This is a genomic window from Pseudoalteromonas sp. GutCa3, from assembly GCF_002836155.1.
Lineage (GTDB): Bacteria > Pseudomonadota > Gammaproteobacteria > Enterobacterales > Alteromonadaceae > Pseudoalteromonas > Pseudoalteromonas arctica.
Genome location: NZ_PJBK01000102.1, coordinates 25,837 through 50,174 on the forward strand (window position 1 = coordinate 25,837; position 24,338 = coordinate 50,174).

General features: G+C 39.8%; 12 protein-coding genes. 3 read left to right on the top strand and 9 right to left on the bottom strand.

Annotated elements, in window-relative coordinates:
- Positions 1 to 47: 47 nt before the first annotated feature.
- The 3 genes from CXF64_RS19380 to CXF64_RS19390 all read left to right on the top strand — a co-directional run bounded on the left by CXF64_RS19380 (position 48) and on the right by CXF64_RS19390 (position 10,760).
- On the top strand, positions 48 to 8,876 hold the full coding sequence (locus CXF64_RS19380) for a GH36-type glycosyl hydrolase domain-containing protein (RefSeq protein ID WP_101217823.1): 8,829 nt from the start codon (positions 48 to 50) through the stop codon (positions 8,874 to 8,876).
- A gap of 22 nt (positions 8,877 to 8,898) precedes the next feature.
- Positions 8,899 to 10,386: a bifunctional 2-methylcitrate dehydratase/aconitate hydratase gene (locus CXF64_RS19385; RefSeq protein ID WP_101163435.1), complete on the top strand. Its 1,488-nt coding sequence runs from the start codon at positions 8,899 to 8,901 to the stop codon at positions 10,384 to 10,386.
- Between the two features lie 170 nt (positions 10,387 to 10,556).
- A complete protein-coding gene (locus CXF64_RS19390; protein ID WP_024590352.1) occupies positions 10,557 to 10,760 on the top strand; it encodes a hypothetical protein in 204 nt (67 codons plus the stop codon).
- 76 nt (positions 10,761 to 10,836) lie between these two features.
- Here the strand turns inward: CXF64_RS19390 and CXF64_RS19395 are convergent, their stop codons facing one another.
- The 9 genes from CXF64_RS19395 to CXF64_RS19430 all read right to left on the bottom strand — a co-directional run bounded on the left by CXF64_RS19395 (position 10,837) and on the right by CXF64_RS19430 (position 24,337).
- Complete coding sequence (locus CXF64_RS19395; RefSeq protein WP_101217824.1) at positions 10,837 to 13,395, bottom strand: putative bifunctional diguanylate cyclase/phosphodiesterase; 2,559 nt, start codon at positions 13,393 to 13,395, stop codon at positions 10,837 to 10,839.
- Positions 13,396 to 13,852: 457 nt separating this feature from the next.
- The gene (locus CXF64_RS19400; protein ID WP_101162941.1) at positions 13,853 to 14,311 is read right to left on the bottom strand and encodes an ATPase; all 459 of its coding nucleotides are present in this window, start codon (positions 14,309 to 14,311) and stop codon (positions 13,853 to 13,855) included.
- A 52-nt stretch (positions 14,312 to 14,363) separates the two neighbouring features.
- Positions 14,364 to 15,347, bottom strand: a complete 984-nt coding sequence (gene hflC / locus CXF64_RS19405; RefSeq protein ID WP_101217825.1) for a protease modulator HflC — start codon at positions 15,345 to 15,347, stop codon at positions 14,364 to 14,366.
- Positions 15,344 to 16,285 (bottom strand): FtsH protease activity modulator HflK, encoded by a 942-nt coding sequence (hflK, locus tag CXF64_RS19410; protein WP_008168365.1) that lies wholly within the window; start codon positions 16,283 to 16,285, stop codon positions 15,344 to 15,346. The genes hflC and hflK overlap by 4 nt, the downstream gene beginning before the upstream one ends.
- A gap of 776 nt (positions 16,286 to 17,061) precedes the next feature.
- Complete coding sequence (nhaA, locus tag CXF64_RS19415) at positions 17,062 to 18,426, bottom strand: Na+/H+ antiporter NhaA (protein WP_101217827.1); 1,365 nt, start codon at positions 18,424 to 18,426, stop codon at positions 17,062 to 17,064.
- Between the two features lie 170 nt (positions 18,427 to 18,596).
- Positions 18,597 to 19,745 carry a N(5)-(carboxyethyl)ornithine synthase gene (locus tag CXF64_RS19420; protein WP_024607592.1) on the bottom strand — a complete coding sequence of 383 codons (1,149 nt, stop codon included), beginning with the start codon at positions 19,743 to 19,745 and terminating at the stop codon, positions 18,597 to 18,599.
- Between the two features lie 518 nt (positions 19,746 to 20,263).
- Positions 20,264 to 20,536, bottom strand: a complete 273-nt coding sequence (locus CXF64_RS20775) for a hypothetical protein (RefSeq protein ID WP_133120252.1) — start codon at positions 20,534 to 20,536, stop codon at positions 20,264 to 20,266.
- Positions 20,537 to 20,807: 271 nt separating this feature from the next.
- Positions 20,808 to 23,033, bottom strand: a complete 2,226-nt coding sequence (locus CXF64_RS19425; protein WP_101217828.1) for a DEAD/DEAH box helicase — start codon at positions 23,031 to 23,033, stop codon at positions 20,808 to 20,810.
- Complete coding sequence (locus CXF64_RS19430) at positions 23,030 to 24,337, bottom strand: ATP-binding protein (protein ID WP_101217829.1); 1,308 nt, start codon at positions 24,335 to 24,337, stop codon at positions 23,030 to 23,032. The genes CXF64_RS19425 and CXF64_RS19430 overlap by 4 nt, the downstream gene beginning before the upstream one ends.
- Position 24,338: the final 1 nt, after the last annotated feature.

Genomic DNA, 24,338 nt, shown 5'->3' on the forward strand with positions numbered 1-24,338 from the left:
ACCGTCAATATCTTCACTACGACGTTTAGTCTCAAGTATTTACCACGATGAATAAAAATAAGCTTATCAACATCCTTTCGCCATTTTTCCCTTGGCTTAAATCAGCTCCCCCAAAAGAACAAATCCCCATTCGATCAGAGCTCTTAAGTGCTGAACAAATGGAAAAACATGCAAAATTACTAGCAAAAAGTCATATTTTAGATGCTAAAAACACTCAAGATCAGCTACTTGAGCGCCTAGACGAAAACGAAAAAGTACTGATTAAAGCCAATAGTTTATTAACCATTGCCGTTAAAGCAAAGCAGCCTATAGTGCCCTCTGGTGAGTGGTTACTCGATAATTTTTATCTTATTGAAGAGCAAATTCGTACCGCTCGGCTTCATTTACCTAAGCACTATAGTCAGGAACTGCCACGTTTAGAGCAAGGTGCCTCTTTAGGTATGCCCCGAGTTTATGATATTGCGTTAAATGTAATTTCCCATGGCGACGGGCGTGTAGATAGCGAAATTCTAGCGCAATTTTTAGCCGCGTATCAAACAGTAACAACGCTTAACCTTGGTGAACTCTGGGCCATTCCAATTATGCTAAGGTTAGCCTTAATTGAAAACCTACAACGCGTAAGTACACGTATCATAATCGCACGCCAGCACCTAAATCTAGCCCAACAGTGGGCTAATCAAATGTTAGAAATTGCTGAGCAAGACCCTAATAGTTTAATTTTAGTTATTGCCGACATGGCACGCTCAAAGCCTCCTATGGAAAGCGCTTTTGTAGCAGAGCTAACTCGTTTATTACAAGGGCATGGTTCGGCATTAGCACTTCCCCTTACTTGGATTGAACAACAACTAGCTGATTCGAGTTTAACCATAGAGCAACTAGTACAAAAAGAGAATCAGCAACAAGCCGCTGATCAAGTATCAATTAGCAATAACATTAGTAGCTTACGCTGGTTGACCGCGATGAACTGGGCGGATTTTGTAGAAGATCATAGCGCTGTAGAACACATTTTGCGCCAAGATATAAAGGGTGTGTATGGTTATATGGACTTTATCACGCGAGATAGTTACAGAAAAATCATAGATCAACTCGCTAAGCGAAGCTCATTTTCAGAAGTCGATATAGCTAAAAAAGCAATAAAATTAGCCCAGCAGGCTGATCAAGCCCAAACAATATCAAACACAACGCTTGCGCCTAACCATGTAGGCTACTATTTAATTGATAAAGGTATTACGCAATTAAAGCAGCGCATAACAGTAAAAACGTCTATTTTGAAAACGTTATTTTCGCAAGCCAAGCGTATAACATTAATACTTTATTTAGGAGCAATTATATCCTTAACAGCCCTAATTAGTGCCTCTTTTATGGCTATGGTCGTTCCTGATAACATACCTCACTGGCAGTTTATTCTTTTAATAATTTTAACTTTATTCGGAGCAAGTCAATTAGCCTCAGCACTCGTAAACTGGATAGTTACCTTGCTAGTCGACCCACAACGATTACCCAGAATGGACTATTCAAAAGGGTTGCCAGCGCAAAATAAAACATTCGTAGTAATCCCTACAATGCTTACCAGCTCTATAGGTATTGAGCAGTTATTAGAAGTACTCGAAGTTAGATTTTTAGGTAATCGCGATCAACATATACACTTTGCTCTACTGACCGACTTTACTGATGCAGAGCAACAAACACTCCCCACAGACGAAGCGTTGCTATCGCAAGTACGCCTTGGTATAGAAAACCTTAATGCCAAATATGCAGAGCCTTCTCTTTTACAGCAAGAAAGTCGCTTTTTTTTACTGCATCGCCCACGAACCTGGAATCCAAAAGAGCAAATTTGGATGGGGTTTGAACGTAAACGCGGAAAATTATCAGATCTAAACGCACTACTTCGAAACCCAATAGAACATGCATTTGAACTTATCGTCGGTGATATTAACGCTATACAAAAAGTTAAATATGTCATTACTTTAGATACCGATACACAACTTCCACGAGATTGTGCCCGTCAGTTAGTTGCGACCATGGCGCACCCTTTAAATCAACCAAGATTTGATGAAAAAAGACAATGTATTGTAGGCGGCTACGGCATTTTACAACCACGTATGGCAGCAAGTCTATCGGGACATAACCCTTCTCGTTACTCGCAATTATTTGGTGAAGAACCGGGTATCGACCCATATACGCGTTCAATATCCGATGTATACCAATACCTCTTTTCACAAGGCTCATTTATCGGTAAAGGTATATACGATATAGATGCATTTGAACAAACACTTGGTAACCGTTTACCACAAAACCAAATACTCAGCCATGATTTACTCGAAGGTTGCTATGCTCGCTCGGGGTTGATTAGTGATGTGCACTTGTACGAAGAATATCCTACACGTTACAACACTGATATGTGTCGGCGTGAGCGCTGGATCAGAGGAGATTGGCAAATTGTGCGCTGGTTACTTCCTCGTGTTTTAAACACTCGAAGCGATAAATGTCAAAATCCTTTGTCACCTTTATCACGTTGGAAAATTCTTGATAATTTACGTCGAAGTATCGAACCATTCGCAATCTTTTTATTACTTACGGTAGGTTGGTTTACAGCAGCTAATCCATTGAAATGGACCCTTGCCATAAGTGCTATTTATTTATTACCGCCATTGCTGAGCGCGCTAATTTCGTCTATGCGCAAACCCGCAGAAATGCTGATGTCCCACCATTTGCATGATGTTTTACAGTGCTTTGTTCGTCAGCTTATTCAAATCGGTTTTCGTTTAGCATGTTTACCTTTTGAGGCTGTGTTTAACTTAACCGCAATATTACGTAGTGCGGGTCGAATGCTGTTTACTCAACGTCGTTTATTAGAGTGGCATGTCACAGATCATAAATCTAATTATGTAGTAAATGCCTTAATAAATAGTTATTACACTATGTGGACTGCGCCATTTATTGCGATTACTTTAATCGCTTCGCTACTTTACTTTGCCCCTTTACACTTAACCTTTACAAATATATTAGCTGTATTTCCTCTACTTTTATTATGGCTTTTATCACCGGTTATAACATGGTGGTTTAGTGAGCCTAAACTCGATAATTTAGCGCCACTGAGCGACAAGCAACAATTATTTTTACAAACTATTGCCCGTAAAACATGGGCTTTTTTCGACCACTTTAACACTGCAGACGATCATTGGTTAATTCCCGATAACTATCAAGAGGAAGCCGGTCCTGTTATTGCGCACCGTACATCGCCTACTAATATTGGTCTGTCTTTGCTGGCTAACGTTAGCGCCTATGATTTTGGTTTTATTGTACAAAGTGATTTAATTCAACGCACGCAAAATTGCTTTAATACCCTCGATAAACTCGAGCGTCACGAAGGGCATTTTTATAACTGGTACGACACACAAACATTGCAACCTTTGCCACCGCGCTATATTTCATCAGTAGATAGCGGTAACTTAGCCGGTCACCTTTTAACTTTACAAATAGCATTAAAAGAACTCCCTTCTAAACCTATTGTTCACCCACAAATGTTTGAAGGCATAAGTATCACTTTGGCTATTGTGGCAAACTTGTTTAAAACATTGCAATTAGACTCAGAGCAAAATAAAAACAATATTATCGATACCGCTATTAATGCCATGAGCTCAATACTTAACGCTGTTCGTATCACTGCGCCTACAAATCTATATGACGTTGAACAGCACTTAATTACACTCAATAATAATGCGCGAATATTGTTAGAGAATATAAAGCAAGACGCTACTAATGATTTAGATACAAAGTCGCAAGAGCATAAAGTATGGACTCAAGACTTACACAGGCAATGCCAGCGTACCCTAAACGAACTCTATTTATTTTCGCCATGGCTCAAACTAACTAATCCGCCGGTTAGCTTAAAACTGCTATTTCTTGATTCTAATATTTTGACAATGCATCAATTAGTTAAACGTTGCCCCGACACTATTAACGCAATTGATGCGCTTTTATCATCGGTATTACCATCCGACGAAACTCAGTGGCTTTCTTCATTACGTATTCATACTTTAGCCAGTACACAGCTTGCCAAAGATTGCATTTCGCAATGTGACAAATTAGCCAACAGAGCGATTGAATTTGCACAAATGGAATATGCATTTTTATATGATGAGTCTCGCCATTTATTGGCTATTGGTTATAACGTAGATGAGCATCGACGTGACACCAGTTTTTACGATTTACTGGCATCTGAAGCACGTTTAGCCAGTTTTATTGCTATAGCACAAGGTAAATTGCCACAGCAAACCTGGTTCGCTCTAAGTCGCCTACTAACCAGCGCTGGCGCCGAGCCGGTGCTGGTATCGTGGAGTGGCTCTATGTTTGAGTACCTTATGCCCATGTTAGTTATGCCTAGCTACGACGGTACATTGCTTGAACAGACTTGCCGTGCAGCGGTTACCCGACAAATTGATTATGGAAAAAGACAAAACGTACCGTGGGGCATATCTGAGTCGGCATACAATACGGTAGATGCTTCTCTTAATTTTCAATATCATGCCTTTGGCGTACCGGGTTTAGGGCTAAAACGAGGCTTATCAGAAGACCTCGTCATCGCTCCCTACGCGTCTGCATTGGCATTAATGGTTAACCCACAAGCCGCGTGCGAAAATCTTCAACTGTTAGCTGATAGTGGACTTGAGGGACATTACGGATTGTATGAGGCAATAGATTACACCCCTGCCCGTTTATCCAGAGATCAAAAAAGCGCAGTCATTCGCTCCTTTATGGCTCACCATCAAGGTATGAGCTTACTTGCATTGGCATATCATTTACTTGACCAGCCTATGCAAAAACGCTTTGAATCAGACCCTTTACTGCAATCAGCTTTGCTATTACTACAAGAGCGCGTGCCTAAAACATCTATATTCCAACCTCATATAGACCAATACGCAGAGAGCGGGGCTTTATTTGAACATGCAAAAATAAAGGTTAATCCACCTATTCCAGCCATTACCCCGACACCCCAAGTACAGCTACTTTCAAATGGTCGTTACCATGTAATGCTTACAAATGCAGGAGGTGGCTACAGCCGCTGGACCGACTTAGCCGTTACACGGTGGCGTGAGGATCCTACTTGCGACAATTGGGGAACATTTGTCTATATTAGAGATACAGCCACAGGCGACTTTTGGTCGGCAGCCCACCAGCCAACGCTAAAACCAGCCCAGTCGTATAGCGCATCATTTTCTGAAGGTCGCGCTGAGTTTCGCCGAAGCGATCAACATATAGAAACTTACACTGAAATCGTTGTCTCTCCGGAGGACGATATTGAACTTCGTCGTATACGCTTAAGTAATCACTCACCCGATACCCGTACAATTGATATAACCACTTATGCAGAAGTTGTAATGGCAAACCCTGCAGCCGACCTTATGCAACCGTCATTTAGTAATTTGTTTGTACAAACTGAAATACTTCCATGTGGCAATGCCATTTTATGTACTCGTCGTGCACGCTCTGCTGATGAAAAAACACCTTGGATGTTTCATTTACTTTCAACACGCGTCAATAGCAGTACAACAAAAGTCGGACCCCTGTCTTGTACAACTGATCGCATGCAATTTATTGGTAGAGGTCGCTCTTTGGTTTCACCACAAGCAATGCTAGAAATGGGCGAACTTGACGCTAAACAAGGGTCTGTGCTTGATCCTATTGTTGCTATTCGCGCCCCTGTGACTTTACTTGCTGGCAGTGTAGTAACACTCGATGTAATAACGGGTATGGCACAAAGTAGACAGGCTTGCCTTGCGCTAATTGCTAAATATCAAGATCATCACATTACCGATCGAGCACTTGATTTAGCATGGACTCATAGCGATGTGACCTTACGCCAAATTAACGCCAATGAAGCAGATGCTCAACTCTACCGGCAGTTGGCTGGGTATATTTTGTATGCCAATGCAACTCTTCGGGCTAACGCATCTGTATTAATACAAAATCGTCGAGGACAATCTGGACTATGGGGCTACTCAATTTCTGGCGACTTACCTATCATATTATTAAAAGTAGCCAGCGGTAATAATATTGAAATTGCCCGCCAACTTATTCAATGCCATGCATATTGGCGCTTAAAAGGGCTTGTCGCTGATTTAGTCATTTGGAATGAAGAACAAGTTGGTTACCGACAAGGTTTGCAAGACCAAATTATGGGGCTAATCGCAACGGGTACTGAGTCTCATTATATTGATCGCCCTGGCGGGATATTCGTTCGCTCAGCAGAACAAATTTCGAATGAAGACCGCATACTGTTACAAGCCGTTTCGCGGATTATTATTGATCAAAGTGGCACATTGGCAGAGCAAGTAAACCGTCGAACGCTTGCAGAGAAAAACGTAAAGGGACTAATCCCAACTCAAGCATTACATCCCAAAATCAATCAAGCGCTTGGCAATACTCAAGAAAACTTACTTTTAAATAATGGACTGGGTGGGTTTAGTGAAGATGGTCGCGAATATATTATTACCACCACCGAAGCGAATCCAACTCCTCTGCCTTGGGTTAATGTGCTAGCAAACGCACATTTTGGCAGCGTTATTGACGAAAATGGTTTTGCTTATACGTGGAGCGAAAACGCCCATGAGTTTCGTTTAACGCCGTGGAGTGCAGACACTACAGGCTCATCTGGTGGCGAAGCCTTTTATTTACGTGATGAAGATACAGGTAAATTTTGGTCACCTTGTGCGATGCCAAAACGTGGGGCTAATCCCTATATAACCCGCCATGGCTTTGGTTATAGTACCTTTGAGCACAGTGAAACCGGTATCGAATCCTCTCTTTGTGTGTATGTAGATACACTCGACGCCGTAAAATACTCGGTATTAAAAATTAAAAACAACTCATTAACTACCAGGCGCCTAAGTGCAACAGGTTATGTTGAATGGGTACTTGGCGATCTTCGTTCTAAAACAGCGCTACACCTTGTAACAGAAATTGATGCTAAGAGCGGTGCATTGGTTGCCTCTAATGCCTATAACTCAGAGTTTGGTGGCAGAGTTGCTTTTTTTGACGTTGATGATATGTCACGAACACTAACAGGAGACCGTAGCGAGTTTATTGGTCGCAATAAAACATTACACGACCCCCAGGCAATGACTCGTACTCATTTATCTGGCAACTTAGGAGCGGCACTCGATCCGTGCGGTGCAATTCAAGTCCCTTTTGAACTGCAAAGTGAACAAGAGCGCACAATTATTTTTAGGCTCGGTGCTGCGCAAAATAAAGAGCAAGCAAGTACGCTTGCTTTAAAACTCAGAAAACCCGGTACAGCACGCATTGCACTCGAAAAAGTCACTGATTTTTGGCAGCAAACACTCGGCAGTGTGCAGGTTAACACCCCCGACCCTGCATTGAATGTATTAGCAAATGGCTGGCTTGTGTACCAAACTTTAGCATGTCGTTTTTGGGCTCGCAGTGGGTTTTATCAAAGTGGTGGCGCGTTTGGCTTTCGCGATCAGTTACAAGATGCCATGGCATTAATACATGCTTCGCCTGCATTACTAAGGGATCACATACTGTACTGCGCCACACGTCAGTATAGCGAAGGTGATGTGCAACATTGGTGGCACCCACCATCAGGGCGCGGTGTAAGAACACGCTGTTCAGACGATTATTTATGGCTACCATTAGCTACGTGTCGTTACATAAAAGGCACTGATGACATAACTATTTTAGATGAGCTAATGCCCTTTATTGAAGGTCGCCCCCTTAAAGACGACGAAGAATCCTATTACGACTTACCCTCTGTGAGTGCAGCAAGGTCGAGCCTTTACAAGCATTGCGTGTTGGCAATTGAGCATGGTTTACACTTTGGAGAAAAAGGTTTACCGTTAATGGGCTCAGGAGATTGGAATGACGGTATGAGCCTTGTTGGAATACACGGCAAAGGCGAAAGCGTTTGGCTGGGGTTCTTTTTATATAAAATACTACAAGAATTTTCTCCTATTGCTGCATTACATGGCGATATAGAGTTTGCTACTCGTTGTGACGATGAAGCACAAAAACTACAAGGTAACCTAGCTAAACACGCATGGGACGGAGCTTGGTATCGTCGCGCATGGTTTGACGACGGAACCGCGCTGGGCTCATCACAAAGCCCAGAGTGCACTATTGACTCAATAGCGCAAAGTTGGTCAGTGCTCTCTGGTGCAGCTAATAATGAGCGCTCTACGCAAGCAATGTCGTCTTTGTATCAGCATTTGGTCAATAGCGATGATAAATTAATCCAATTACTCAATCCGCCTTTTGATAAATCAAAAATGAACCCTGGTTATATAAAAGGTTACGTCCCGGGCGTGCGCGAAAATGGCGGGCAGTATACGCATGCCGCTATTTGGGCAAGCATGGCATTTGCTCAACAAGGCGACAAAAAAAGAGCGTGGGAATTGATGAATATAATCAATCCATTAAATCATGCTAAAAACGCCGAACAAGTTGAAACCTATAAAGGCGAACCTTATGTCGTAGCCGCCGATGTTTATGCCGTTGCTCCGCATATTGGACGAGGCGGTTGGACGTGGTATACCGGATCTGCGGGTTGGTTATACCGACTAATAATAGAATCTTTATTAGGTGTAACACGAACAGGAAATAAGCTAACCATTTCACCGTGTATTCCAGAGGATTGGAGCACCTACTCAATCGACTATCGCTTCGAGAGCACCTATTACCATATTACAATTGAGCAAATTATAGGGGATGAAAAACATAATAAAAGTGAGCTAATACTTGACGGTATAGCGCTTGAATCAACTTATATTCCACTTGAAAACGATAAGCAAAAGCATGAAGTTCACCTAAGCGTTTACTCAATGACTTCTAATAAATTGAAACCAAGTAAAATATAAACAAACGAATTAAGGATACAAAATGAGTAGTAATACAGATAATAACACTCGCCCAGATTACGACAGTGTTATCCAGGATATCGCTGATTATGTATTAACGTTTGAAGTATCAAGCGCAGAAGCACTAAACACTGCACGTAATTGTTTAATGGATACCTTAGGCTGTGGGCTGCTCGCTTTAAAGTTTTCACAATGTACCAAACTTCTTGGTCCAATTGTCAAAGGGACCGTTGTTCCTAATGGCGCACGAGTACCTGGGACCTCGCTCATACTCGACCCTGTTAAAGCAGCGTGGGACATTGGTTGTACCATCCGCTGGCTCGATTACAACGATACGTGGTTAGCTGCTGAATGGGGGCACCCTTCTGATAACTTAGGTGCTATTTTAGCTGTAGCCGATCACTTGTCTCAAGTCAGAATCGCAAATTCACAGCCTCCCCTGACTATGCGAGACGTACTTGAAGCCATGATTATGGCGCATGAAATTCAAGGCGTTATCGCATTAGAAAATTCTTTTAATCGTGTTGGCTTATGCCATGTATTATTGGTGCGTGTAGCCTCAACGGCTGTTGTCACAAAAATGATGGGTGGCAGCAGAGAGCAAATAATGGCAGCCATATCTCAAGCATGGGTTGATGGTTCTGCACTGCGTACTTATCGTCATGCACCAAACACTGGGTCTCGTAAATCTTGGGCTGCGGGCGATGCAACTGCCAGAGCAGTTTATTTAGCTGATATGGCAATGCGCGGTGAAATGGGTATACCCAGTGCATTAACAGCTGCGCAATGGGGGTTTTATGATGTCTCTTTCTCCAAAACTAATAAAGACCAAGCACTAAAGCCTGAAGCGCAGCGCACGTTTTCGTTCTCCCAAGGTTACGGTTCATATGTAATGGAAAACATTTTGTTTAAAATTTCTTTTCCAGCAGAGTTTCATGCGCAAACAGCAGCAGAAGCCTCCGTTATTTTGCACCCTCAAGTAAAGTCGCGTTTAGACGATATTGAGAAAATAGTGATCCGCACCCACGAGTCAGCCATACGCATTATTTCTAAAACAGGACCGCTTGCCAACGCAGCTGACCGCGACCATTGCTTACAATATATGATTGCCGTTCCTTTGGCATTTGGGAACTTAACTAGCGATCATTATGAGGACGACTTTCACAACACGCACCCTATCATCGATAAACTACGCGACAAAATGGAGGTATTAGAAGATAAACGCTTTACAGCTGAATACTTAGAGGCGGACAAACGCTCTATTGCCAATGCAATTCAAGTTTTCTTTAACGATGGTAGTAAAACAGAAGAAGTGGTTGTGCAGTACCCTTTGGGTCATCGCCGTCGCCGTGAGGAAGGCATTCCATTATTAGAGCTTAAATTCAAATCTAATTTAGCAACACGCCTTGCAACCCAACAATGCCAAACCATATTTACCCTTTGTAAAGATCAAGCCAAGCTTGAAAATACGCCAGTAAACAGCTTTATGGACTTATTTGTTATTCAATAAGTTAAATTGCAGTATGTACGGTGATACTGTAATACCAATTCGCTTAATTAAGCGATCTATTTTTAGGTAATAAAATAGCTCATTAACAAAGCGAGCTTATAATATACAATTGTTTTATATAAATATTTTTAAAACGAAGCTTTAACAAAACACAACGAACGGGACTTATTATGACTAATGAAATTAAACACTCAATCGCAAACTTTGCAGCCTTAGAAACTTCAATAGCAAATGGGGAAGAACAATCGGTAAAAGAATTATTAGCAGATCAGTCAATGCAAGAGCTAGAAAAAAGCTACCTGTTAGACTTAGCTAAACTCGGTAATAACAGCGCTATCATAAAGCTATTAAATGATATTCCCGTAAAAAAATAGACGCTCGTGGCTATGTTATTACTCCATAGCTAGCGAGTTAATCCATGTTGTAAGGTAATAATTGATTATTCTCGTTTTACTTATGATGACTTGTTTTATTTAGGCTATTAATATAATCAATAAGATTATTTAAAGGTATTGGTTTGGAAAAATAATAGCCTTGAACCCTTATACTGCTGAATTGAGATAAATAGGCGATCAGCTCAGCATTTTCAACACCTTCAATGACCACTATTTTTTTAAGCTCTGTACAAATCTTGATGATACCTTCTAATAAAGCGCGTTCTTGGCCCTCATGCTCAGCACCAATCGTGAACTCCCGATCTATTTTTATAATATTAGCAGGCTGCCTCGACAAGTAAGAAAGGCTAGAATACCCAGCGCCAAAGTCATCAATCGCAACGTTAAAGCCCTTAGCCATCAGCTCTCTAAGAACGCCTTCGATAACCCCTTTTTCTGACATGACTGTTTCAGTCACTTCAACGGTGAGCCGATGTGGCTCTATATCTTTATCAGAGACTAATTGGCAAATATATGCAACAAACCCTTGCAGCTGTAATTGCTGGGGTGAAAAATTAACAGCCACAGTAATATTTTTTAACTGCGCAGTATTACTCATATCTTTAAGTACCTGTGTTAGTACTTGTTTGCCAACTTCTAATATTTGCCCCGTTTGCTCTGCTATAGGTATAAAAATAGCCGGGGAAATATACGCACCATTACTTTTCCATCGCACCAAACTCTCAACACTAATCACTTTGTTATCAGATAAACTATGGATTGGTTGGTAATACACTTCTAAGTCACCATTTTTAAGCGCTTTTTGAAGCTCTCCTCTAATGTGGACTATTTCTTTATGCTTATCATCCATTAGCTTATGATAAAAACAAAGCTGATTCCCTCCAAGGGTTTTCGCACTGTCCATAGCAATATCTGCATGCTGTAATAGTACTTTTGAATTTCCTACTCTTTCTTTAGACATCGATATACCAGCGCTGGCTGTAAGATAAATATCAACGTCCTCTAAATAATAAACGTTTGCTAAAGAGCTTATTAATACTGATATTTCTTCTCTTAGTTTATCTTTACTTATATTGCTGTAATAAAGAATAAACTCATCATTACCAAAGCGTGCTATTGAGTCGGTTGTCAGCGCGTTATTTTTAAGTCTTCTTGCAACTAACTTGAGAACTTTATCGCCTATGGCATGCCCTAAACTATTATTTATAGAACTAAAGCCATCTAGGTTTATAAAAACCATTGCACACGGTGAGTTTAACGCTTTAGCCTGCTTAGACTGTTTAGCGCTTATTTCATCATCTAGCGCATCTCGGCGAATTAGTCCTGTTAACTCATCATATTTAGCCATTTTAAACAGCTTTTTTGATTGTTGTTTTAGTAGGTATGAAGAGTCTGAAGCAAGTATAAAAATATAGATAAAGATGAAAGTAAGCCAAATTATAATTTGTTCGACTTTTGCTCTTTCTTTTAATGCGGAGTAGTTATTAATAAAACTATATATATTGTGATTTAAAATGCCCATTACATCGACTTTTTCTACAATATAGTCACTGTATAAACTCAATAGTATATTTAAATTGTATACGTTTTGCTTTTTAGCATTAACAGAAAAGTAAACTTGAGGCGTCAATTCAATAAATACATCAAACGTATTTAGATAATCTATGTACCTGTTCTCAATTAATAAATTCATGTCTAGTAAAGCTAAAACTTGATACTTACCGCCAGTAACTGAATTTATAGGTATCGAAAACATAATAGTCGGCGTACTCGTTTTCAACGTTAATGAATTAGCTGCAAATCTAACTTCATCCGTAGTTGTATTTAACCAGTTCACTACAGACTCACTTGATAGAAATCCACTGGAAATAAATTGCTTAGAAAATATGTCACCTTCAACTAACGTAAGATTTTCATCAAGAATAAGCATCCCTTTGATGATTTTATAATCTCTCGCATAATTTTTCATATCAACAGCGGCAAGCTTTAAAAAATTATCATGACTCACTTTTTCTAATCTCGACTTAATTCGAGATAATGACTTTTTATGCTCATCAAGATTTTTATTAAGCATTGTCCCCACTAAGCTTATTTTTTCTCGTGCTTTTTCTTCTTCACTACTCACTGTTTTTACTGCACTAGCGTACCATAACGACACACCCGTAAAGATAACTAAAAACATGACTGTTTTGGTAAACTTAGCCCCTTTAGTTATCGTTGCAGAACATAAAATTTTAATAATGAGCGCTGAGAAAAAAGAAAAAACCATAACGGCATTTAAAGCAGAAATAAATGGATTATCACTAATTAAAAAAAACTTTTCGTCAACGACTCCCCACAAGCTCAATTGAAAATTTAAGAAAAAAGCACATCCTAAAATGCCTAATACAGGAGTCACATATTTAATTTTTTTTGAAAATTTAAAATTAAATAATAAAGTTAAGATTGAGCCTAAAACTAGCGATATTAAAGCGGTACTAATAGAAATTATAGGCATCAGAGGTGCTTCAAGTAAAATACTCTCCAACCCACCCAAAATTACTACAACAACAAAAAACTGAATAAAGCCTAAATATAAAATACTTGCTGCTGATTGAGTTAGAGATAACCGCATGAGTCTGTTGTAACCTTCTAATTTGAGTCGCCAAGATCTTAAACTGTAAAGCAACTGCCGTATTAGTACAGTTAAATTTAATTATTTTGTATTATATTAAATAAAAAATTACGCCCTTTATAACTAGATATTAGATTGAGGGAATAATCTAATGAAAAGTAAGTAGATTCATAGTCATGCCATATCATCTGCTTCTCATTTTAATACCAACCTGCATAAATATTTGAACAATTTAAACGAGTTAAATCACTCTATAACGTTGTTAAATAGACCCCGTATATAAGCAAATTGGTATAACTGAGTAAACTAGGATTGACTGTCCGGATATGTTGAGCACACCGAATCATTTTACTTAACTCGATTAAAAGAAAAGATCCTTGATATAAATTGATATCACATACATTTGATTGAACTGACACCTTAGTAATACACTAATATTGCCAGTTCAATCAGTCGATTACATATCTGAAAACCGGTTAGCCGATTGCACAATTCTTTTTATCTCATTTTCTTCAATATCTTTTATTGTATCAAGCAACGTTTTTGCGCTTTCGATATCTACACGAGAATATATATGAATGTATAACTCAATAACTTGTTCATGATGGTTTACTATTTTCTCCATAATGTCCGAGATATCTAGCTCTTCAAAGAGTGAGTTGCAATCAACGCGCTCAATAATTGAGTGCTTTTCAATGTAATCAAAACACCAGGTGTTTAGCGCTTTTACGTCTGCCGTATTTTCAAATCCTTGTACAATATTCTCTAAACTCTCCTCATGCTCAGATAGGTAGCGAAGCATCATTCGTGCTCCCTCATCCTTATTTTGTTTAGAGCTCTGGTTTAGGCTATCTTTTAAGTTTTTGTGAAATAAAACGGTCCAATTGAGTACATCTCTAATTGTTTCAATTTGCATTTATTGCTCCTAAGTTTAATGATATCTATACAATATTTTAATATGAAGCATGCTAATTTTTAGGATTAGGCTCACTCGCCTGAGTGTGTTGTAAATACTGAAATAGCTCACTGTCGGTCGATAATACCAATGTTGTGTTTTGGCTAAGGGCAAGTTCAAGCGCCTGCAACGAACGGGTAAATGCATAAAATGCGACTGCTTGATCATTTTTGTTATAGGCTGAGGCGTAAATAGCGGCTGCTTTAGCATCAGCTTTACCTCTAATTTCTGTTACTGCTCGGTAGGCTTCAGATTGAATTTTATCTAAGTCTCGCTCTCTGTTACCTTGTATACGGGCAGCTTCGCCTTTTCCTTCTGACAAAAAGCGTTCTGCTATTTGACGACGTTCGCTGATCATACGTTCATAGATTTTAGGGCGTACACTTTCATTATAATTAATACGTTTAAAGCGAATATCCATAAGCTCAATACCAAATACGCGCACTTTTTTTGCCGCCTCATTAAATATATCTTGCTCGACAACTAAACGTCCCATGCTTATAGGCACTAAACTACCAATATTCTGCTCTTTTTCAGCCTCGGTGAGTGACGAGTCACGCAAAGGTTGGCGACCTTTCGTTGTACGAATAATTTCGATTAATTCGTGTGTGGCTACTGCATTACGCGTTTCACTACCAAAAATATCATCGAGCCTAGACTGTGCGCTTCGCTCATCACCTAAACGTAAAAAATACTGCAACGGATCGGTAACCTGCCACCGCGCATAAAGACTTACAGAAATATAAAGCTTATCTTTGGTCGGCATATCAGAAGGTGTTCCTTCCCATTCCAGCACGCGCTTATCAATAAAATTAACTTGCTGAACAAAAGGCATTTTGAGTTGAATACCCGCCTCTCTAATTGGCTCTCCAACCGGTTTACCAAACTGAGTAATAACGACCTGCTCTACTTCGTTAACCGTATATAAAGCGCTATACAAAGTAACCCCTACAAGTGCAGCTAAAATACTGCTGCCAACGATTAAATAAGATTTCATGGCTGCTGTCCTTTTAGTGAAGTTAAATTGAGTAAAGGTAATACACCGCGTGCTTCGCTATCGATAATAATTTTATTTTTTATCGTTGGCATAACATCTGTCATTGTTTCTATATATATTCGTCTGCGTGTTACCTCAGGTGCCAGTTGGTACTGTGCAAACAGCGCATTAAAACGCAGAGCGTCGCCTTCAGCTTCATTAACTCGCTTAAGGCGATAACCGTCAGCCTCTCTTATTCGTTGATCGCGCTCCCCCTCAGCAAGCGGAATAACGCGGTTATATTCGCGACGCGCTTCGTTAATCAACTTTTCTTTCTCTTGTTGAGCCTGATTAACTTCATTGAACGACCCTTGTACTGGTACGGGTGGGTTAATATTTTTTAGTTGAACCTGATCAATACTAATCCCCATTACATATTTGGTTGCCAATGCCTGCATTTTTTGTAATGCCTCAATTTCAATCCCTTGCCTGCCAATGGTAATTACTTCATCTACAGTTCTATCGCCTACAACTTCACGCATAACTGATTCAGACACATATCGTAAAGTGCCTGCCGGGTCGCGCACCTCAAATAAGTACTTTTGGGGATCGGCTATCCGATATTGAATTACCCATTCAATCAGCGCAGTGTTTAAATCGCCCGTTACCATTTGGGTTTCTTCGCGTTGATTTGTTGCAGGTGAAATTTTTGGCGCAAATGCGCGAATATTATTTTCAGGATTAATATTTTGATCTGGGTCGGAGGCTCCTGGAGTAGAAAAACCAAACTCCTGCTTTAATTGCCGCTTGGTAGGCACTATTGTGACGTGATCAACACCTAATGGGATTTTTACATGTAAGCCCGCAGGCAGAATTTCTTGAAACTTACCAAACCTTAATACCAAAGCAACTGAATCACTGGGAACGGTATAGACTGCGCTATAGCCTGTAGCAATCAATCCCAAAAACAGTACTATGGTTAAACTTGTGCTAAATTTTCCACTCAGCAACTTCTTATACTTTTGAAACGCACCGCTCATCACTTTATCGATATCTGGCGGACCGCTTTTACTTTTAGAATTTGGACTATTTTCGTTTTGTGTAGAAATAATATTCTCCTTTTTAAGAAACCAAAAATATGGAGCCTTATTACTACTTTAGATTGTCATAAGCCCTAGGGCCTGTTGATCTTTCAAGGTTAAATTTGCAGCAGTCTGTTTGGTATTTAGGCAAGGCAGAGCCTATGTAGTGTGGTTATTCCCCATAAATGGGCGATAACGTAGCATTAATGCCAAACAGGCGCTGCCCAAAGGGTTCTTTCTAGGGGCTATTTACTCTTTGTTGCTCGGTTTTTACTTAGCCCACTAGGTTACAAACCTCGCGCCGCGATTAAATAGCCCCTAGTTTGAACAAATTTTAACCCGCAAAGATCAACAGACCCTAGCCTAAAGCGCCAACGTGCTTCGCAATCTAGGTGATAACTTCCTCTGTATAATTTAAGGGTAATAATTTAGGGGTAATGATTTAAGGAATAGTTTTAAGATTTAAATTCATGCACTTATAGATTAATTTAAAGCCAAAAAACCTTAGTAAGACATTAGCGTATTTATTTTAATTGGTCTGTTCGGTACGCCACATAGCGTGTTTTAAACAATAGGTTTAATTGATAAATAAAGGGTTAAGTACAACTAATGAGTACACATTATTGAATACCCATTAGCCCCTTCACGCCCTATTATGGCGTTGAATTAATTGATTTATTGCTCTTTTTTGAGGCAACCACTCGAATATATAAAACCCCAAGTATTGCAGAAAGAACCGAAGCCACTAAAACCGATGTTTTTGCGTTATGAAGATGCTCGGCTTGCCCATCAAACCCCAACGTAGCAATAAAGGTAGACATGGTGAATCCAATCCCAGCGATAAGTGAAGCACCAATAACATGCTGGAGATTGATACCCTCAGGCAAGCAACCTATTTTGTAGCGTAAAGCAAGCCAACACGCACCCGAAATACCAATAAACTTACCAACAACAAGACCACTAATAATACCTAAGCCAACGGGATCACTGAGACTTTCAATAAATGAACTAAAGTTAAAAACCACACCCGCATTAACTAAAGCAAACAGCGGTAAAATAAACAGTGCGACAGGCAGGTGCAGCACATCTTCCCACCGACGCAAAGGTGTACCTGCATTTTCGGCTAAATCACGAATTTCGAGTACCTGTTTATGATCCTGCCTGCTAGCCAGAACATCTACTTTCTCTATTTCTTTTTGCATAGAGGTAATGGTTGTTTTTGCCTTTTCAAGCGACCTTCCTGAGCCCAACATTGAGCGTGCAGGAGCCGTTAAAGCAATAGCAACACCTGCTACAGTAGGATGCACACCTGACTGTAACATCATCCACCAGGTGGCAAGACCAATTATAGTGTAAAAAAGCGGTTGTCTTATTCCGGCATAATTGGCGGCTACTAAAAAAGTAAATAGAACAACGGCGCATGACAAATACATCACCGATATTTCTTGGGTATAAAACACGGCAATAACGAGTATTGCCCCCACATCGTCAACAATCGCAAGACCTACAATAAAAGCCAACAAGCTTGTTGGTATATGTTTTCTTACAATTGTAAGCACACCTAATGCAAACGCAGTGTCGGTTGCCATGGGTATACCCCAACCAATCAGTGAATCTTGCCCCCAGTTAAACAACGAATAAATACCAGCCGGCACGACCATTCCGCCTATGGCGCAAAAAATGAGCATGTGTCTATTTTTGGGCTCAGCTAGATCTCCAGCAAGTACCTCTCGTTTTATTTCAAGCCCAAGCAATAAGAAAAATATCACCATCAAACCATCATTAATAATGTGTTTAAGCGAGGTTTTTAGCTCAAAGTTTCCTAATGAGATCCCAATAGGCGTATGCACTAAGTTCAGATAGGTAGCTGAATAAGCTGAATTTGCCCACCATAGTGCAATGATTGTAGATACCAGAAGAAACAAACTAGAGGTGGTTTGAGCACGCATAAAATTAGAAAATGGGTCGTGCATATAGTCTAAGCCACGATTTAGTATATTTTTAGAATCGTTAGGCATATCAGGTAGCCTTATAAATTGTGGGTGTTCGTTTTATAAAAACTTTTAAGATTTAAGTTCTCCAGTTTTACTATCAGTCAACAAACACTTCGCCTTAAAATTACTCACATTAAGACGAAGTGCACACCCCTAATTAATCTTACGTAAAATTAGATTAGAGATAGATATAATCATTGTGTTATTACGTTATAAGGGTAAATATTTTCGCGGTTTTGGAATGCCAAAATAGCCGTATTTTTAATTATTCCTTGCTCAATGTTTATTGCACGGCGAATGGTTTCATCTTTTTGCCACTGCAAAGCACCTTTAAGTATCGTTTGTAAATATACAATGAGCGCCGCAGAGATTGAACGCGTCGCGCTTTCCCATAAATAACTCGGTGTATGATCAACGCCATAATAATCCGTGTTGTTATATCGAAATAAAGGGTTTTTAAACGTTGTCGGCTTTGCAAAAAAGAATCCCATTCCCTCATCACAGCTAACATCAATAATTAAGCTGTTAGGTTTTAAGCAGTCGGCTTCTGATTCAATTACAAAGTTAACCGGATGAGCTGTTTCTTGATAAGTCCCGTTCACGATAATATCGGCTTCGCTAATAAGATCGCTAAGTGGTCGATTAGTCCCATCATGTTCAACAACCATCATGCGAGCTTCTCCTTCAAGACCTTCTCGTACCTTAACATAGTGACAATCTAATATTTCTTCACGGACTTCGTGATCAGGGCGCTGAATACAAATTGTAATATCTCTAAAACCATGCGCTTTAAGGGCGTAAATAGCGCCTCTACTCACTGCACCAAAACTAAATATAATCGTTTTACGTTGATCGCCATAATGACCATCAATACCCTTAAGTTGCAAAGCATGTATTACAGCGCAATACCCTGCCATTTCATTGTTTTTATAAAAAGTATGGCGCCCTACATTTCCTTGTGGTGACCACACATACATATCTTCAAAAGCAATTAAGGTAAGTTTACGTTCAATTGCCGCTTGTGTTATTTCATGCTGTTGAACGCAGTGGGCATAACCCCAAATAGTGCCTCCTTCGCGCATTTCTTCTAAGTCAGCAAGTACAGGCTTTGCGATAATGGCAGTGCCAATATGGGTAAGTATTTCGCTGCGAGATGCAATGCCACCCGTTAACGTTGCAATATATTCATCGCTAACATTAAAAGCGGTGCCATAGCCTTGTTCAAACACCATTTGTTTTCTAAGATTTTCGGGAATTCGTAATAAGTGCTCTGGGTGAATAGGATACCGTCTTTCATCTGTCTTGCGGGATGTTCCGATAACGCCGATAGTTAATTCACTCATGCTAAGTCCTGTTTATAAAGTAAGTACGCTTGAGTTCATCAACGAATCATCATACTTCGCCAATAAACTTAGGCGGTGTTTTTTCTGTACGTTTTTGGCTCGGATGAACCAACTCTATTTTACAAAGGTGTAATTTTGACAATAAATAATGAAGAGCAGTGAGTTAACTTGCATTGAGTTGCAAGCTGAAGACTATTACCTTTTGAGTAAAAGTGCTGACTGAGTATATCAGAAATAAGTATTACTAACTTGGGTATCTCAAACTGAAATAAAGGGAGTACTCGCTAATTACTGAGGTTTTAACTTAATGATTTACTCTGTAGAGCAGATTTAATCAGCTTTGTATTGGGTTAGCTGAACGTTTGGCTTTTATATCAACTCCGGCTATGTGCCAGTGTAGGTCGGATAAGCGAAGCGCCATCCGACACAGTAAAATACCTTGCCAATTATTATCAACATTTTATGTTGTCGAGTGGCTGGAGAGTGCCAATTGCGGACAGTGGCTTCATAGTCACTTGTTATGTTTTGTCATATACAAGTTCTATCACTCTTTTTTGGGATAATTGAAAACCTAATGCTAAGGCGTAAGTAAAACACCCCATAAGTGCGAGCATACCAATTACAGCCGCACCTTTTGAACCTATAGGTTCACCTTTTTGAATTAAATCTGTAACTTGAAAAAATATAGGTATTAGCTTTGTTCCGAAAAAAAGTGAGGATACACCCAATATCATTGCAGTAGGAATTGCAGCGATTAGCGGAAGGCTTTTAAAAAAATTTATATTTGACATTAACACTCCTTATTAAATTAAAAACATAACAGCTTTATCAGAGGACTATTTCTCTATTTTAGCGCGAAAACACCCTTATTTTATGAGCTTATATTAATAGCAAAAAGCATAAGTTATTGCTAGCTATATATATTATGCTTAAGACGGGTAATTTGAACATATAAAAAAGAGGGGAATTAGTCATTAATTATTCACTCAATGGCTGATTCTCGCTTACAGCAGGCTTCAGCAAAGTGCAATTTGCGGACATTGATGAATATAATGTATGAAGTCATAATTTAACCTCTTTGGCTTGTTTAAATCTTGCCATGAGCAATTCTTTGACTAATACTCGGGCCTTCTCTACATCAAATGCTCTAGCGGCATACCCTTTTGCAAGAATTTCTTGAGGTAAATATTCATCAAACTTATCTATGGCTTTTTCTGCAATAGCATCAGCTAAATCAATTGCTGATATGGTTTGATCATCCCGAAAGCTTTTAAGAGCCCTGATGACATCATCAATTAAGGTATTCTCAACTTCTATAATTCCTGCAAATGCACCTGCTCCAAACCCTTTGTGTATTAGTACTGCAACGAGTGTATTTACAACCTTATCGCCGGCCCAGGGCAAAACAACGGCTGTATTGCCATACTGTAAGAAATGCGTACTTTCAAGTTTTGCAGTTTTAAAAAAGTCAGCACCTTCTTTGAAAAGTGCTTGAGCAACTGCATCACCAAATTCAATTCTTTGTTCACCAACTTGAACTCTGTAGTCACCTTCTTCCAGAATTTTAAGCATTTCTTGTCTCACTACATCATGAACAGCCATCCCTGAACCACCAAATTTAGGTGGTTTCCCTCCTTTTGCATGCTGTACTGAAATCACTTTTTTGTCTGTATCGACTAGCTCAACCACCCAACGTTTACCCGCAAATACAATATGTTGGCCCTCTAAAATAAGGCTATCTACGGGTAATGTCCCTAGTGTTTTACTACCCGTTATAATTCTAAATTCTTCAGGGGTTTTAAAAACGGCATAAAACGTATAATGATTTGTTATTTTTTCACCCATAAAACCTAAAACCAGTTCACCACTTCCTAACTGGGTAATAAGATCTACCTTACCCATGTGAGATAGCAAATCTTTAAAATGTGTAACAGTAACTTGTTGGAATGGACCGTCTTTACAAAGTAATACGTAGATTTGATCTGCTCTTATACCCCCCCATTGCGCGATGAGAGCTAAAACTTGATGAAGTAATGTTGAAAAGTGATAGAGCGAAGTGTCTGCTGGTTCGTACCACTTACTTGCAACCAATAACCGTATCATCGCTAGCGATTGAACCAATTCAAGCCGCAGTTTATCTACAATACTCGATTTTTCTGTAAGGTCAGCCTCAGTTATCAGCATTCGCAAAATACTAGCGCCACCACGCCTACCTGAACGACCCATGCGCTGCCGTAAACTTGCAATAGAATGCGGCGCAGTAACTTGCACGACAGAGTTAACCTTGCCTATATCAATGCCTAACTCCAAAGTCATAGTACACACTGCTGTAGTGGGCATTTGATCTTGCTGAAGCCGAGCTTCAAGTGTTTCTCGCATTTCTTTGGCTAACGAGCCATGATGTGGAAAAAACTCGTTAGGCACAGTGTTACTCTCACACATCTCAGCAAGAGTGGTCGCAATGCTTTCGGTGCGACTTCTGCTGTTTGCAAACACTAAGTGGTTTCCACCTCGGCAAAGGCCATATAAATCGTTACATACGCTTTGCTCCGCAGTAACCGCCTCATCTGTTACTACAGCGCTTTCAATGTATCCCTTCACTTGCATTTTTAACGTTGATGAAGACTGCGTTTGCTTTATTATTTTACAAGACAGTGATTTATTGGGTCTTAAAGATGCCGGGACACTTTCTAAGTCACCTAAAGTGGCACTTAAAGCGGTTCTGGGTATTGGTGCGTTTAGACGGCCAAGCAAATGCTCTAAGCGGTGCAGTAAGCTCAATAAGTGATGGCCACGCTCAGTACCAATAAATGCGTGAAATTCATCTATAACTATATGCTTTAAATTCTGAAAAGCAGATTTTACCCAGCCACTGTCTCTTATTAATAATGACTCTAGGGACTCTGGCGTTATTAACATGATGCCAGATGGATTTCGTTTCAGCTTATTTTTTCGACCTTGAGGGCTATCACCATGCCAAGGTGTAACTTGTATGTCTAACAAGTCTGACAAGCTTTCTAGCCTTCGATCTTGATCGTTTATTAACGCCTTTAGCGGGCTGATATATAAAATGCCTACACCGCTTACTTGATCTGCGATGCTACTTATTGCAGGTAAAAAAAATGCTTCGGTTTTACCTGCGGCAGTAGAGGCACTAATAAGCACATCAGTATTGCCTGAAAGAATAGGGTCAATTGCTAAACATTGTATCTCTCTGAGCCGATCCCAACCTTGTTTAAAAATCCACTGCTGAATGCGCAAATCGAGCTTTTCGTGTGCGTCAATCATAATTTGAAGTCAGCTAACTCATCGTCTTCAGGTTCAATGTCTAGCTCTACATCGGAAGGTTTTTCCTCTGCAATATCAACATTTTTTATTAAACTGTCCCACGAAATGTTTGGATTTTGATCAATCACGGCAAGCATATCTAAAAACGCTTTGATCGTATTTCTTGGCGTTCTGAAGTAAGCGTCTCCAATTGTTTTACTGCAATGGACTAAAAATGCTTTAAGGGACTCGTCAGGAACTAAATATAGCGATTCATCACCTGATGCGAAAACATGTCTCAGGTTTTTAAGTAGTATAAATAACTCTTCTGGCGTTAAACTTGCCAAATGCAATGCTGGAGATGAGTAATCAATAACACCAGCTTGCTTTGCAAACGTATTGCCAGCTAAACGAGATTGCAGCGCCTCATAGCTATATAACCCTTTTCTTGGATCAAGTAAAAACTCGGGTGTACCACCGAGTAAAAACCCTAAGTACTCAGCCGATCCTTGTAAGCAGTCGTTGAGTATTCTTAGAATTTGCTCGTAATTTGATAATCGTGCTTGGGTGCTATTGAGTTTGTATAAATTTACCATTTCATCGAGGTTAACTAATAACCCTTCATAGCCAGCTTGCCTTACAAATAAACTCATAAGCTTTAGAGAGTCATAAAACGACGCATCTGAGATAATACTTCTTATACCAAGATCTTTGCGAGCATCTGTTTTTGTTGCATATTCTGCTCTTAACCATTTTACAGCGTTGTTCTTAAGTTGCTCGTTATCTGTTTCATGGCCAGTCCAGTATGCTTCTATAACTTTTGCAAAGTCGTAACCACCTACAAGCTCAGAGAGAGACGCGAGCCTTTCGTGGATCACTGTGGTTATTTCTTTGCTTGTATTATCTGCTTCTTTTCGTGCCTCGGTAATAAACTTTTCAACCACACTGGTCAATGCATTACCATCAGGCTTATTACGAGTAGACATGTTTCTCATTAACTCAGAATACAAGTTTCTGGCTTGTCCAGATGATGCATGAATACGACGGTCAGGAGATAGATCTGCATTAACAGTAACTAACTTGCGCTCTAATGCTATCGCTCTTACTACACTTAAAAAGAATGTTTTACCTGAGCCGTATTCGCCAATAATTAACCGAAAAGCAGAGCCGCCCTCTGTCACTCTGTCGATATCTTTAATGAGCGCTTTAAGCTCATTACCACGACCTACTTGTATATGCTGTATGCCGACTTTTGGGGTAACACCCGATTTAAGAGACTGTATAATTGCATCGCGCTCTTTTGATCTAATTTTTTTTGCTGCCATT